This window comes from Corynebacterium sp. c25Ua_47 (genome assembly GCF_039907205.1).
Lineage (GTDB): Bacteria > Actinomycetota > Actinomycetes > Mycobacteriales > Mycobacteriaceae > Corynebacterium > Corynebacterium hiratae.
Genome location: NZ_JASBOH010000002.1, coordinates 74,101 through 87,206 on the forward strand (window position 1 = coordinate 74,101; position 13,106 = coordinate 87,206).

Genomic DNA, 13,106 nt, shown 5'->3' on the forward strand with positions numbered 1-13,106 from the left:
CCACCATACTTGCTGGGCTTGGCGCTTCGCAGGAGACCCTCCCGGAGCGACTAGACTGTCCCACCATGTCCCTCCCTGAGTCGAAGCATCCCGAATCCGATACCTTGCGCTTCCATCCCGCCGGCGGCGTTGTCACCCCCGAGCAGTGGCTCGCCCTGGGCCAGTCCGCCAGAGAACATGGCGATGGCAATGTGTACCTAGAGCAGCACAGCGTCATCAGCCTGCGAGGCGTCGCCAATGCGCAGGTGCTTGGCGACGTCCCCCTGCCCACCACCGCCGCTCACGTGCTGGCTTCTCCCCTCTCGCTGCGCGCCCGTCAGGTAGCGCAGCGGATCGCGGAAGCGCTAGCCGACGTCGATCAGGATGCCCCTGCGATAGCCCGTGCCGCGCTTTTTGGTGTGGACAGCGGTGCTGGTGATCTCCTCTCACACGGGGTGGCGGCTGGCCTTCAGCTCTCTGGTGATGAGGCGGAACACGATGAAGATACCGTCGCCGCACGCCTGATCCGCGACGGTGACCCCACCGGGCCGCTGCTGGGGCTTGCGGATGCCATTTCCCAACTCGTGGACTTTGCGGAAAAGGTCTCTGCAGATCACCTGCAGGACCTGGAACGTGTCTCGGATGCGGCAGGGTCAGCTCCCACTTCGCCTGCGCTGCCCATCGGCTGGCTGACTGAGCACACGAAGCCCGGCCGCGTCGATCTGGGCGCGGGCCTGCAGCATGGCGTGCTGCCCGGAGAATACGCTGGGCTTATCGCCCAGCTGGGCGCTTCCATCTCGGTAACCCCCTGGCGCGGATTGGTCATCCACGATCTAGCCGAGGGAGATGCTGACGTTGTGTTGCGCGTCCTTGCACCGCGTGGATTCATCTTCGATGCGAATTCTCCTGCCCTCGGGCACCGCTAGCGCGGCATGTGCCGCCAGATGGGACGCGGTACCAGCTTCATCACCCACGCTAAGAGCTGAAGAGGCCGTGGAATCCATATCGTGCGGGAAGCCGGCCGCGAACCTGCGGAGGACTCAATGGCCTTGGCCACCGCTTGGGCCACAACGTCAGGGGTAACGGACAAGGGCGCGGGTGCCATGCCTTTAGTCATCGACCCAATGACGAAGCCGGGGCGCGCGGTGATCAGCGCTAGGCCGCTGCCCTGCAATCGATCCGCTAAGCCTTGGCAGAAGGCATCCAGGCCCGCCTTGGTCGAGCCATAGACATAGTTGGCCCGGCGGGCCCGCCACCCAGCGATGGAGGAAAAGGCCACGATGTGCCCTCTCGTCATGACGTCGGCAAGCACGGTGAGCATGGATACCTGCGCTGCATAGTCCACCAGCGCTATGTCGAAGGCGTGGGCTTCGTCGTGCTCCGCGCGCTCCTGATCGCCCAGAATTCCGAAGGCGACGACGGCCGTGGTGATCTCTGCCCCTGCGAGTGCTGCGGCTTGTTCGATGACCGCGCGGTGGGAGGAAACTTCCGCAGCGTCGAAGGACAGCGTGTGAACGGACGACGCCCCGCTGCTGAGGAGTTCGGAGTGCAGCCTGTCCATACCGTGTTCGCCCCGCGCGGCGAGAACCACTGGGCGACCCTCACACAGCCGACGTGCAAGCTGTCCACCGATATCGCTGCGTCCGCCAAGGATCAGTAGCGCGCCAGTTTCTCCCATTAGCGCAACCCCCTCGGTGCCTGGTTCAGGGACTCATAGCCAGACTCGGTGGTCACCACGATGTCTTCAAGACGCATGCCCCACTTGCCCGGCACGTAGATACCCGGCTCGATCGAGAAGGCCATGGACTCGGCAAGCTCCAGCTCGTTTCCTTCCATGATGAAGGGCTCCTCGTGCGTCGACAGGCCAATGCCGTGTCCGGTGCGGTGCGTGAAGAACTCACCCCAACCGGCGTCTTCGATCACGCTGCGCGTGGCTCGGTCGATCTCCTGGGCGGTCGCACCCGGGCGCGCAGCAGCTCGGCCGGCAGCCTGGGCCTTCTCTAGGACCGCGTAAGCCTCGCGAAACTCTGCCGGCGCGGCAGCAGGATCGGCGCCAACGACGTAGGTGCGGGTGCAGTCGGAGTGATAGCCCGAGGGCAGCGTACCGCCAATATCCACCACCACGGGATCGCCGGCGGCGAGTACTCGGTCCCCAAAGTCATAGTGTGGATTGGCTCCATTCGGACCGGAGCCCACGATGATGAAATCCACCTCGCGGTGCTCGCGCAGAATGAGCTCCCGCACATCTGCGGCTACGTCGGCCTCGGTGCGCCCCGGCTGCAGGAGGCGCGGCACCTCGGCGTGGACAGCGTCGATAGCCGCCGCTGCAGCGCGTAGCTCTGCCACCTCATCTGGATCCTTGCGGGTAAAAAGCTCGGCGAGGGCCTCGGTGGCCAGAACATACTTTGCGGGGTGCTGTTCCTTCGCAGTACTAGCTTCGAGGTTGCCAATTGCGGACTGAAAGCGCAGCACGTGATCGGCGGTGAGTGAGGATCCCAAGGCAACGGTGGTAGGGTGCGCACCTTCCAAGGCCAGCGCATAGGGATCCTGCCCATCGCTCCATCCCACCAGCTGGGTCGCAACGCCCTGAAGCGACTCAATGTCGGTGCTGGGGGCGACGATTACCGGTTCGGCATCGGGACGGATAACCAAGCAGGTCAGGCGCTCGTGGGAGGAGACCCACGAACCGGTGAGGTACGCGAATTCGGCACCTGTACCCACTAACAGGATGTCGATGCCTTTAGCAGCGGCGATAGCGCGGGAACGGCTCAGTCGGGACGCATAATCAGTCATGACAGTTAGCCTACCGCCCGCCTTTGTCCAGTTAAGCTGGGAGGCGTGAATTCCTATCCCGCTGCCGTCAAGCTCCGGACTCGCTCAAGCTATTGCTCGGGAGTGCTCATCGATGCGTCCTTAAGACCCCGCTCCCAACAGGCAACCCGGTTGGTTCTGACCTGCGCGCACTTCTTCCGCGACGGCCTTGATAAGGGGGATCACTACAGGGTGAGTGGCGGGTTCAACCGGCGCGTGGCCGCCGTGCGCACGATTGATGGGACCGACATGGCGCTGTGCTTGCTCGACCGGCCGGCCCCGCCCCGGGACCTTCCTGGGCTGGCAGAAAGCACCCCGCCATTCCGCGCCCCAGTCACCACCTGGGGATATGGCGGAAAAGCTCGCCGTGCCCAACAGCGCAGTGGGCTTTTTCTCCTTCCCTTCTTCCGCACCTGGTCCATTGACTTCCGCACCACCGTCTCCCCCGCCGGTTTAGTCTTCAACACGATTCCGGCAGTCAAAGGTGACTCGGGCGGTCCAGCTTTAGTCGATGACGCTGTTATCGGTACACAAGCTCTCATCCTTAACCCGCTGGGGCGCAACCTCAAGCTCGCCACCGTGGCGCTCGTTTCGCCCCACCGCCAAGCACTCGCGGCGGCAGCCACGGCGCTGCTTCGCGGTGGCTCCGAAGACTAGGCGCTAAGCCTAGGCGCCGATGGCGACGACGCCGCGCTGGATCGCGTCGATGGCGCGCCGGGCATTGCGACGAATTTCGTCCTCGTAGCCCGTCTTCGCCACCTGCTGGAGCAGGTCGATGACCTGGCGGCACCAGCGGACAAAGTCACCGGGAGTCAGCTCCGCGCCGGAATCGTTGGCAGCAGCCATGCAATAGGCCAGCGGCGCGCCCGCCGTCCACTGGTGGATAGCTAGCGCGAAAGAAGGCTCCGGCTCCCTCGTTTGCGGCAGGTTATGGCGTTTCTCATCGGCGACGAGCTCGCTATAAATGCGCCATGTAGCGTCCATGGCGTTAGCCATTGCGTCGGTAGCCGCACCGGGTTCTCCGCGAGTGGTCTTGCGGTTTTCAAAGACACAGAGGGAGGCCACACCGGCCAGCTCCGCCGGGTCGAGGTCGTTCCAGATACCGCGCTTGAGGCATTGCGCCACCAGTAGGTCCGATTCGGAGTGGATTTTGGCCAGACGTTCGCCCTCATCCGTGATGACCGGCTCGCGGTTTTCGCCGTAACCATCAAACTCCACGTAGTCCATCTCCGCCAGAAGATCCACGATGCGCTCGAAGGTGCGGCCAAGAGTATCCGTGGCGCGCTCGACCTTATCCTCAAGCCTGGCTAGCTCGCGTTCACGGCGTGCCAGCTTCTGCGCCACCCCGGCCAGCTGTTCGCGGTCGGTTGCGGGCCAATGGTGCACCGGATGTTCGCGGAGGGCATCGCGCAACTGCGCGATCTTCTTGTTGGGGCGATTACGCGGCTCAGTGCGCATCTTCTTCGGACGCTTGTAGTAGTCGCGCTTGAAGGACTCCTGGACAAATCGGGTATGGCGGCGCGGGTTCTTCTGCGCTGCGCGCGGGAGCTTCATGTGCCCAACGACGATCGGCGGATTATCGATACCGGCGGAATCGATGCGTCCAGACCATCCCGTTTCAGTGGTTACCCAGGGGCGTGGATCAGCAGTCTGGTTGGCCGGAGTAATAACGACAGCCAACGTTGGCCGCTTCTTGGTTGCGATGGCGATGACCTCGCCCACCTGCAAGCGAGCCAGTACTGCGGCAACTTCCTTGTTTCTCTCCTCCTTCTTGGATGCCCGCGCTGACTTCTCCTCCTCGGTCAGCGCTCGGCGCAGCCGCATATAGTCCATGAGGATCTCCGCCGGATCTTCACCATCAATTGTCGGCGGAGCCAAGTTATCCACGGCTTGATCCAATTGTTCCCGTAGCTCGCGGACGCGGTGCTCAGCGCGCTCAATCTCTCGGGTTTCCTCCACAACGGATCCATCCGCCTGGAACTGGGCGAAAGACTTCTCCAGCAATCGGAGCGAGTCATCAAAGCCAAGCATGCCCAGCAGGTTGATAGCCATGTTGTAGCCGGGCTCAAAAGTGGAAATGAGCGGATAGGTACGAGTTGACGCAAGCCCCGCCACCGCGGTGGGATCCATAGCGGGTGCCCACTGCACGACGGCATTGCCCAAGGTATCGATGCCTCGCCTACCGGCGCGGCCGGTGAGCTGTGTGTACTGGCCCGGTGTCAGGTCCACGTGTGCCTCGCCGTTAAATTTCACCAGCTTCTCCAGCACCACGGTGCGCGCCGGCATGTTGATTCCTAGGGCCAACGTTTCGGTGGCGAAGACTGCCCGCACGAGGCCCTTGACGAACAGTTCCTCCACGATGTGCCTAAAGGCCGGCAGCATACCTGCGTGGTGGGCAGCAAAGCCCCGCGAGAGCGCCTCGCGCCAGCGTTTGAAATCAAGGACCTTGAGGTCTTCTTCCGGAATGCCTTCCACGCCCTTATCGACGATGGCCTTGATTTCAGTAGCCTCCTCCTGGGAGGTCAACACCATGCGGGAACGCAGGCATTGATACAACGCACCATCGCAGCCTGCGCGGGAGAAGATGAAGGTAATCGCCGGCAGCATCTTCATGGCCTGCAGCTCTTTGAGCACCTCCGGGCGGCCAAGCGGACGGTAGCGGTCTTGCGCACGAGGCGCGCCGCTGCGCCGATCACTGTGCCGGTCGCCGCGCCCGCCGCCTTTGTGACGGGCGCGGGCGCGGAAGCTCGCACGGTTCTGGGCATAGTCTGCGCGGCCATTATCGGTATCGCCGGCCTCCAGACGTTGGATACGCCGTGCGAGCTCAGTGTTTACCTGGCCGCCTGAGTCGGGTTCAAAGAGCGGATAGATTTTGCGGCCGACCATCATCCACTGGTCCAGCGGTACTGGGCGCTTGTCGGTAACGATGACCTTGGTGTCACCACGCACGGTGGTCAGCCACCGGCCGAACTCCTCGGAGTTGGATACCGTTGCCGACAAACCAATGATGGAGACGTGCTCCTCCAGGTTGAGGATGACCTCTTCCCACACTGCGCCGCGCGAGGCATCCGCCAAGAAGTGGATCTCATCCATGACCACATGGGTCAAGCGATCCAATGCACCTGAGCCCGCGTAAATCATGTTGCGCAGGACCTCAGTGGTCATCACGAGGATGTCCGCGGAGGAGTTAATGGAGACATCACCGGTCAATAGTCCAACGGCATCCTCACCATGCGCGTCAACTAGGTCGTGGTACTTCTGGTTACTCAGGGCCTTGATGGGTGTGGTGTAGAAACAGCGGGTCCCTTGGCGCAGCGCCAGGGACACGGCGAACTCACCCACCACGGTTTTACCCGCGCCGGTGGGCGCACAGACCAGAACACCGTGGCCAGCTTCGACGGCTTGGCATCCTTGGATCTGGAATTCATCCAGTGAGTACGGAAGCGCTTGGGTGAACTCGTCCAGATGCGTCAGTGTCATAAGTCTCCAGGGTACCTGTCAAGGGCGGCCTGCTAGCGCGCCGGTCCCCGGCGCCAAGCGGGATAGTTTGAACAAGTCCCCTAAGAAGGCTGACCAGCTTACAGAACGTCGTCGAAAAAGCCGCTCTGCGGGGGCTGAGTATTCGTCTGCTGAGGCTGCGGTACCCGAGCGTCAGCAGACGAAGCCGAGGCCACCGGCCTGGAAGATACCGGCCGTGAAGACGCAGAAACGCTCGTGGATGCAGACACCGGAGTTGGTGCGCCAATGGCACCCGGACCTTCATCCAGCGACGAGGCAGTTTCATCGTCCAAGTCCATCCAGTCTGGACGTTGGCGCTTTTGGCGCTTGTCGTTGATGCGGCAGAACTGGAAAGCTATCTCCACAAGAATCACGAGAGCACCGGCCAAAACCAACATTGAGAAGGGTTCTTGGCCCGGTGTAACAACCGCGGCGAAGATCATGATGACGACAATGATGATGCGGCGCTTATCTTTGACGTGGTCATATTCCAAGACACCGATCAGGTTGAGGCAAACCACGAGTAGTGGGATCTCAAAGCTGACGCCAAAGATGAGGAGCAACGCCAGCAGGAAGTAGAAGTAACGTTCACCTGTCAGTGCTGCGGTCTGGTACTCCGAGCCCATGCCCATGAGGAACTCCAGACCCACGGAAAGGATGACGTAGGCGAGAACCGCGCCGAGCACGAAGAGCAGGACCGCAGTCGAGACGAACAAGAAGGTAAAGCGGCGTTCGTTCTTGTGCAGGCCGGGCACGATGAAGGCCCATATCTGGTAGAGCCAGACCGGTGAGGACAATACGGTGCCGGCTAACGCGCCAACCTTGAGTCGGAGCATCAGCATTTCGAAGGGGCTGGTTGCGAGCAGACGGCATTCGCCGTCCGCGGAGAAGGAAACACGGCTCTCTTCAGGGAGTGAGCAATAGGGACCGCGCAAAATCTCACCTAGCGGTGACATGCCAAACGGGGCGTGTTGGTACCAGATGAATCCGATGATGGCACCCACAACGAGGGCGAGAAGGGAAATGACGATGCGTCGGCGCAGCTCCTGGAGGTGCTGAACTAAGGTCATCTCCCCCGTTGGGTTCTTGGGCTTGCGGCGTAGCTTTGAGCTCCATTTTTGCTTCGGCGCGTTAGAAGCAGGATTCGACGGTGTACTCGCGGTACTCAAAGCAAGACCTCCACAGAAAAGCCCACGACGGCAGGCGAGGCCTCAGCACGCCGAGGGACGCGGAGTGTGGTCTGCCTGCCGGGAAAGATTATTATTTCTGGTTTCCGTCAGCCGGCTTGGAAGTGCGCGGCTGCATCTCCGGGCTGTTCCAAAAGTCCTCGTCGGACTGCTTGGAGCCCGCGATCTGGCCCTGCTGCTCAGAGGTGTTGTTCTCCTCTTTCATCTCCTTGACTTCGGACTTGAAGATGCGCATAGACCGGCCCATGGAGCGAGCCAGCTCCGGCAGCTTCTTAGCGCCGAATAGCAGCACGATCACGAGAACAACAAGGCCGATTTCCAAAGGTCCCACGGTCATTGAGGGTGCCCCTTCTTTCTTGGTCGATGAAGCGTGCTTGTTCACACAGCGCGACGCTGAGCGACGTGCACGCGGGAGAGCTCTTAGTCTGGCAGTTGAGTATAACGCTCCAGTGCTCGTTTTCTATGCTCCGAAATGGCGTCAACGAGCTTCTGCGGCCCCACAACCCGCATGCGATCAGCTTGGCCGAGCGCGAAACGGCTAAACCACGCCTCCGAGCCGACCGGCATCGTTGCAGCTATGAGGCCATTTTCTAGGGTCTCGCCAAGGGTGATGTCGTAGTGTTCCGCTAGCCAGGTGAATTCTTGGTGAATCTCCAGCTCCGCAACAAGAGTGTGATCTAGACCAAAGGGTGAATCTGGGTTGAAATCCAGTTCGCGCACATGTGGGGTGGCGGTTGCGTCAAGCACCTCAACATCACTCATGCGGTCGAGGCGGAACGTTCGGTGCTCCCCCACCGACTCGTCCCAGGCCACCAAATAGGGTTCGCCGTCCACGATAAAGATGCGGGCCGGGTGCACGGTGCGCTCGCTGGTGCGGTTGGAGGACATACTCCAGTAGGTAAAACGCACTTGCCGGCGCTTGTCGACGGCCCCCGCCAACGCCGCTTGCACCTCGGACTCCTCGGGATCGGTCGTGGCCAGGGAATCATAGATGGCGGCTGTCTTTTCATCCATGATCTCGCGCAGCTTCGCGGCGGCAGAGTGGACCGCGGAGACGTCGACAAGCCCCGGCATTGCCTCAAGAGACTCGAGCGTTAGCAGCAACGCGCCGGCCTCAGTTGGGGTCAGTCGCAATGCCTGGGTCAGGCCCTGGTCGTTGTAGATCTCGATGCCATCGCGGTAGCTAAAGCTTAAGTCGATAAGGTCCTCGGTATTGCGGCCCACACCGGAGCAGAAGAGACGGTCGATAGCATCCTTAAGCTCAGCAGGGGTCATCCCTAAATCCTCGGCAGCCTCCATCGGAGTCAGCCCCGGGTGGTTACGCAGGTACGGGATGAGGTTGAGGGAGCGAACAAGGGACTGCAGCTTGCGGGGTTGATCAACCATGGCGGGCCTCCTCGCCAGACGCTGATGATGGGGCATCACCGACACTTAAGAGTGTGATGATGTCGGCACGAACCTCTGCTGGTTCAATCACCACGACATCTGGTGCATAGCCAGCAGCGGTACGCACCAACCAATCGCGGTGTACGTTGGTGAGCTCTAGGAGCCCATCTTCGCGCCTGCGTCCGGCGTCGACAAGCTCGGCGGCCTGACCCTCGGGAACCTCGAGGACAGCATTTACCGTTTCGCCTCGCTCCAGCGCCTCTACAACGAGATCCTGCAGTGGTGCAGTGGGCTCGAGATGCGTTGCTGTGGCACGCGAGCGCCTGACGTTGTCCACGCGGGTAGCGCGAAAAGTTCGGGGCGCCTCGCGGTCCACATCCCAACCGACGAGATAAACACGACCCCGGTGGTTGACCAGCCCCCAGGGATCCATATGGCGGCGAACTGCCTCGGCAGAGGGCGTGGCGTAGTAATCAAAGGAAATGCGCAGCCCCGCGCGCACGGCGGTAATCACCCCGGTGACGAGCTCTGGGCTCAACCTGGTCATGTCGTTGACTGCGGTGTACACCGGCGCTCCGCTCAAGTCGCGGGAGGCGCCTGAGGCTGCGATCTTGGTCCACGCGGAGAGACTGAAATCGCTTAAGCCTCCCGGAGTGCCGATGCCGCCGGCTACGCCGAGAACCATGGCCTCCTCCGGCGTGAAATCGACAGGAGGTAGCTGGTAGTTTTCGGGATCGAGCCGGTACAGCGAACCTTCCGCGCCGCTGCTGTGTACTACTGGCACACCGGCGCGCTGCAGGGTCACGATGTCGCGGGCAAGCTGCTTGTGAAAGGCTTCATCGCTGCGTGACTGGTAGCCCTCGACGTGGCTGCGGATCCACGCCGCGCTGCGGTCCGGAACCCCGCCTTGGTGCGCTGCCCCATGCAGGGCAAAGGTGAGGTTGGTGAGCCTTTCGATAGCGCGGTCTCTGACCGGCGTCCGGGCTGCAGTGCGATCTGCTGAAGGCATAGTGGCAGGTTCCTTGATCAGCTCTACGGCTCTATGAGCCTGGGTGCGAACGCATGTAGTCTAACAACCCATCTAGGCGCGGGTCCTCGGACACAAAGGGGTCGGAGAACTCCTCGGTCATCGGTTCAGGCCGGTTGACCTTCATCCGCGTCCAATCCACCGTTACCGCGGCATCGAGCTCGCGGGCAACAGCGAGAAACTCCCCGCGCAGCTTGGCACGGGTGGTCTGCGGGGCGGTGTCGACTGCGGCGTTGATTGCAGCATCGTCGATCCAGCGTTTCACCATGCCGCGCTGCTCCAATACGCTGTAGAGGCCGCGACCTGGACGGATGTCATGGAAGGTCAGGTCAATCTGTGCCAGCTTGGGGTGCGACCAATCCCCGCCCAGGCGCTCGCGGTAGCGGTTCAGCAGGCTGCGCTTGATGACCCAGTCGATCTCGCGGTCAACGCCGGAGAAATCCTGAGTATCGATGGCCTGGAGGGTCCGCTTCCACAAGTCCACGACACGGGCTAACTCAACCGTCGGAGTGCCTGCGTCCTCGCGGTGATCCAGCCAGCGCTCGGCAGCGGTACAGAGCTCCTGCTGTACGGCGAGCGCGGTGGTGCTGCCGCCTCCCTCAAGCGGAAGCTCGGTGCGGCCGGTGGGGTCGAGCGCGATGGCCCTAATGTGTTTAATTGGCTCGAGTACCGAGAATGCCGGCACCTCAAAACCGGCTTCCAGCATCTCCAGCATGAGCAGCGTGGAGCCAACTTTGAGGGCCATCGTGGGTTCGGCCATGTTGGAGTCGCCAACGATAACGTGCATTCGGCGGAAACGCTTGGAATCACCGTGCGGTTCGTCGCGAGTATTGATGATGGGGCGCGAGCGAGTCGTCGCGGAGGACACACCTTCCCACACTTGGTCGGCACGTTGGGAGAGCACGAAACGCGCGGGTTCCTCTCCCCTGGCAGGCCTAATCATTCCTGCTCCACAGATGAGCTGGCGGGTGATCATGAATGGCAGCAGAGCTTTGCCGAGGTCCTTGAGCACCACGTGGCGGCCGATGAGGTAGTTCTCGTGGCAGCCGTAGGAATTGCCCGCGGAGTCCACATTGTTCTTGAACAAGTAGACAGCGCGCTTCTCCCCCTCCGCCGCCAGTGTTTCCTCCGCCTGCACGGCCATGCGGTTGACCATGGCATCGCCGGCGCGCTCATAGGCAATGAGCTGGCTTAAGCTATCGCACTCCGCGGTAGCGATCTCCGGGTGGGAACCCACGTCGAGGTAGAGGCGGGAGGCGTTGGGGCTGAAGATATTGGAGGAGGAGTACTTCGACACGATGGGCCGGAAAAGCACGCGGGCGATCTCATCCGGGGACATCACCCGCTGTCCATCGCTTGCGCTCGCTGTAATGCCGTACTCGGTTTCGATGCCCATAATCCGCCGTGCATAAACGGGGGCGCTATCGGAGGGCTGCTCCACCTTTATTCGCCGCCCTTTTGGACGTAGGATCGCACGAACTCCTCGGCATTGGACTCCAAAAGGCCGTCAATCTCATCGAGGAGGTCATCGGTACCCGCGCTGTTGATGCTGACTTGTCCGGCGTCGAACTCCGGAGTGTCGCCTCCTTGACCGTTGCCGCCACCGGCGTTGATCTGAGACTGCTGTCCGCTCATTCTTAAGAGCTCCTTTCGCGAGTGGAAAATGCTGCGCTAATACAGTGTAGGGTACTCGATTCGCACCCCGAGCTGGCGCAAACTATTAACGAAGTCGGCGGCGCTGTCCGCAGATTCCAGCAGAGCGCCCACCTCGTCCTGCCCGAGTCTTTTTGTGTCGTCGAGTGCCACGCAGGCAGTACCAGAGTTGGCGCCCTCGGCCTCACCGATGCGGAAGGTCAGCGATTGCCAGGACGCCGCCAAGACATCCTCCCCGAACTTTCGGGTGGCGTGGCCGCGCAGGTAGGCGCGGGTATCCGCGGGCGGCGTTTCCGCTGCAGCAGCAATCTCTTCCTCGCTGACCAAGGTACGCATCTGCCCCTTGCGTACGAGCGCATGGTAGAGGGACTTTGCCGGATCGATGTCGGTGTACTGCAGATCGATGAGTGCCAGTTTCGGATCATCGGCCGCCACGCCGCGGTCCAGGTAGCCCTTAATCAAGCGGTATTTTGCTACCCAATCCAGCAGGTGGGCGGCCTTGAGCGGGTTGTCGGCCAGAAGCGCGACAACCTCGTCCCAGGCGGTGAGTACCTTTTCATCCGCTGCGGAGGTGGCGGTAACCCTTTCGCGGTAGACGGCGAGGATGTCGAGGGCGGTGAGGCGGCGGCCGTCGCGAAGCGCCAGCTGGTGTGTCAAGGTGAGGTCGCGGCTCACCCGCTGCACCTCCGCCACCGGCTCTGCTAGGCGCAGATCACTAAAATCCACGCCGCTCTCGATGGCATCGAGTACTAGCGAGGTCATGCCTAGCTTGAGCAGCGTCGAGGTGTGGGACATCGTGGCGTCACCGATGATGACGTGCAGGCGGCCGAAGTCTTCGGCGACCGCGTGCGGCTCGTCGCGGGTGTTGATGATACCGCGGTTAAGGGTGGTTTCTAGGGAGATTTCCTGCTCGATGTAGTCCGCGCGCTGCGAAATTTGGAAACCTGGCTCCTCTCCATCGACGCCCACACCCATGCGGCCGGCACCGGTGACCACTTGGCGGGCAACGAAGAAAGGAATCAGCCCCTGGGCAATATCATCGAAGTCGGTGTCCCGAGAGTACTGGTAATTCTCGTGGCTGCCATAGGAAGCACCCTTGCCGTCCACATTGTTCTTGTAAAACTTCAGCGGCGGGCAGGGATCGTGTGTGGCCAACACGGACGTGCCCTGCGCGGTCAGCGATGCTACGGCCTCCCCTGCACGGCGCAGGATGAGGTCACCGGCGGCGTCGTAAAGCATCGCATCCCAGGCATTCGTGCACTCCGGTGAGGAGTATTCGGGGTGGGCGTGGTCGACGTAGAAACGCGCGCCATTGGCGGTCACCACGTTGGCCACACCCAGCGCGTTCGGGTCCACCACCGGCACGGTGTGGTAGCGCTTGAGATCGAAGCCGCGGCTATCGCGCAGCGGGTGCTCTTCCCGAAAATCCCAGCGGGAGCGCGCACCGGTATGCAGGGCGGCATAAGCCACAACTGCATGGGTGGAGGTCACGATCGGTGACAGCGCCGGGTTGGACGGCGTGGAGATTCCATATTCAGTTTCGGTTCCTAGAACACGGCTCATGG

General features: G+C 61.9%; 12 protein-coding genes. 2 read left to right on the forward strand and 10 right to left on the reverse strand.

What is annotated here, in order from left to right:
* Nucleotides 1-65 precede the first annotated feature (65 nt).
* A complete protein-coding gene (locus QKE52_RS02580; RefSeq protein WP_175975093.1) occupies nt 66-905 on the forward strand; it encodes a cobalamin biosynthesis protein in 840 nt (279 codons plus the stop codon).
* Here QKE52_RS02580 and QKE52_RS02585 read toward each other — a convergent pair.
* Nucleotides 902-1,657 (reverse strand): SDR family oxidoreductase, encoded by a 756-nt coding sequence (locus tag QKE52_RS02585; RefSeq protein ID WP_347948041.1) that lies wholly within the window; start codon nt 1,655-1,657, stop codon nt 902-904. The genes QKE52_RS02580 and QKE52_RS02585 overlap by 4 nt on opposite strands.
* Nucleotides 1,657-2,772, reverse strand: coding sequence for a Xaa-Pro peptidase family protein (locus tag QKE52_RS02590; protein ID WP_175975097.1), 1,116 nt, complete (start codon nt 2,770-2,772; stop codon nt 1,657-1,659). The genes QKE52_RS02585 and QKE52_RS02590 overlap by 1 nt, the downstream gene beginning before the upstream one ends.
* A 45-nt stretch (nt 2,773-2,817) precedes the next feature.
* On the opposite strand from QKE52_RS02590, the gene QKE52_RS02595 reads away from it, so the two are divergent.
* Nucleotides 2,818-3,447 carry a trypsin-like peptidase domain-containing protein gene (locus QKE52_RS02595; RefSeq protein ID WP_347948042.1) on the forward strand — a complete coding sequence of 210 codons (630 nt, stop codon included), beginning with the start codon at nt 2,818-2,820 and terminating at the stop codon, nt 3,445-3,447.
* 9 nt (nt 3,448-3,456) lie between these two features.
* On the opposite strand, the gene QKE52_RS02600 is transcribed toward QKE52_RS02595, so the two are convergent.
* The 8 genes from QKE52_RS02600 to dop all read right to left on the reverse strand — a co-directional run bounded on the left by QKE52_RS02600 (nt 3,457) and on the right by dop (nt 13,104).
* Entirely contained in the window at nt 3,457-6,270 is a 2,814-nt protein-coding gene (locus QKE52_RS02600; protein WP_347948043.1) for an RNA helicase, read from the reverse strand.
* Between the two features lie 98 nt (nt 6,271-6,368).
* Nucleotides 6,369-7,358, reverse strand: coding sequence for a twin-arginine translocase subunit TatC (tatC, locus tag QKE52_RS02605; protein WP_347948044.1), 990 nt, complete (start codon nt 7,356-7,358; stop codon nt 6,369-6,371).
* A 190-nt stretch (nt 7,359-7,548) separates the two neighbouring features.
* Nucleotides 7,549-7,812 (reverse strand): Sec-independent protein translocase subunit TatA, encoded by a 264-nt coding sequence (tatA, locus tag QKE52_RS02610; protein ID WP_347948045.1) that lies wholly within the window; start codon nt 7,810-7,812, stop codon nt 7,549-7,551.
* 83 nt (nt 7,813-7,895) lie between these two features.
* Nucleotides 7,896-8,861 carry a WYL domain-containing protein gene (locus tag QKE52_RS02615; protein ID WP_347948047.1) on the reverse strand — a complete coding sequence of 322 codons (966 nt, stop codon included), beginning with the start codon at nt 8,859-8,861 and terminating at the stop codon, nt 7,896-7,898.
* Complete coding sequence (locus QKE52_RS02620) at nt 8,854-9,870, reverse strand: WYL domain-containing protein (RefSeq protein ID WP_347948049.1); 1,017 nt, start codon at nt 9,868-9,870, stop codon at nt 8,854-8,856. The genes QKE52_RS02615 and QKE52_RS02620 overlap by 8 nt, the downstream gene beginning before the upstream one ends.
* A gap of 31 nt (nt 9,871-9,901) precedes the next feature.
* A complete protein-coding gene (pafA, locus tag QKE52_RS02625) occupies nt 9,902-11,284 on the reverse strand; it encodes a Pup--protein ligase (RefSeq protein ID WP_347948051.1) in 1,383 nt (460 codons plus the stop codon).
* A 47-nt stretch (nt 11,285-11,331) separates the two neighbouring features.
* A complete protein-coding gene (locus QKE52_RS02630) occupies nt 11,332-11,523 on the reverse strand; it encodes a ubiquitin-like protein Pup (protein WP_010186632.1) in 192 nt (63 codons plus the stop codon).
* Between the two features lie 36 nt (nt 11,524-11,559).
* Nucleotides 11,560-13,104, reverse strand: a complete 1,545-nt coding sequence (gene dop, locus QKE52_RS02635) for a depupylase/deamidase Dop (protein WP_347948053.1) — start codon at nt 13,102-13,104, stop codon at nt 11,560-11,562.
* Nucleotides 13,105-13,106: the final 2 nt, after the last annotated feature.

Excerpts from the sequence above, each read along its gene's own strand:
- QKE52_RS02585 (WP_347948041.1), bottom strand. The coding sequence starts at position 1,657 with ATGGGAGAAACTGGCGCGCTACTGATCCTTGGCGGACGCAGCGATATC.
- QKE52_RS02620 (WP_347948049.1), bottom strand. The coding sequence starts at position 9,870 with ATGCCTTCAGCAGATCGCACTGCAGCCCGGACGCCGGTCAGAGACCGC.
- QKE52_RS02615 (WP_347948047.1), bottom strand. The coding sequence starts at position 8,861 with ATGGTTGATCAACCCCGCAAGCTGCAGTCCCTTGTTCGCTCCCTCAAC.
- tatC (WP_347948044.1), bottom strand. The coding sequence starts at position 7,358 with ATGACCTTAGTTCAGCACCTCCAGGAGCTGCGCCGACGCATCGTCATT.
- QKE52_RS02580 (WP_175975093.1), top strand. The coding sequence starts at position 66 with ATGTCCCTCCCTGAGTCGAAGCATCCCGAATCCGATACCTTGCGCTTC.
- QKE52_RS02630 (WP_010186632.1), bottom strand. The coding sequence starts at position 11,523 with ATGAGCGGACAGCAGTCTCAGATCAACGCCGGTGGCGGCAACGGTCAA.
- dop (WP_347948053.1), bottom strand. The coding sequence starts at position 13,104 with ATGAGCCGTGTTCTAGGAACCGAAACTGAATATGGAATCTCCACGCCG.
- pafA (WP_347948051.1), bottom strand. The coding sequence starts at position 11,284 with ATGGGCATCGAAACCGAGTACGGCATTACAGCGAGCGCAAGCGATGGA.
- QKE52_RS02600 (WP_347948043.1), bottom strand. The coding sequence starts at position 6,270 with ATGACACTGACGCATCTGGACGAGTTCACCCAAGCGCTTCCGTACTCA.
- QKE52_RS02590 (WP_175975097.1), bottom strand. The coding sequence starts at position 2,772 with ATGACTGATTATGCGTCCCGACTGAGCCGTTCCCGCGCTATCGCCGCT.
- tatA (WP_347948045.1), bottom strand. The coding sequence starts at position 7,812 with ATGACCGTGGGACCTTTGGAAATCGGCCTTGTTGTTCTCGTGATCGTG.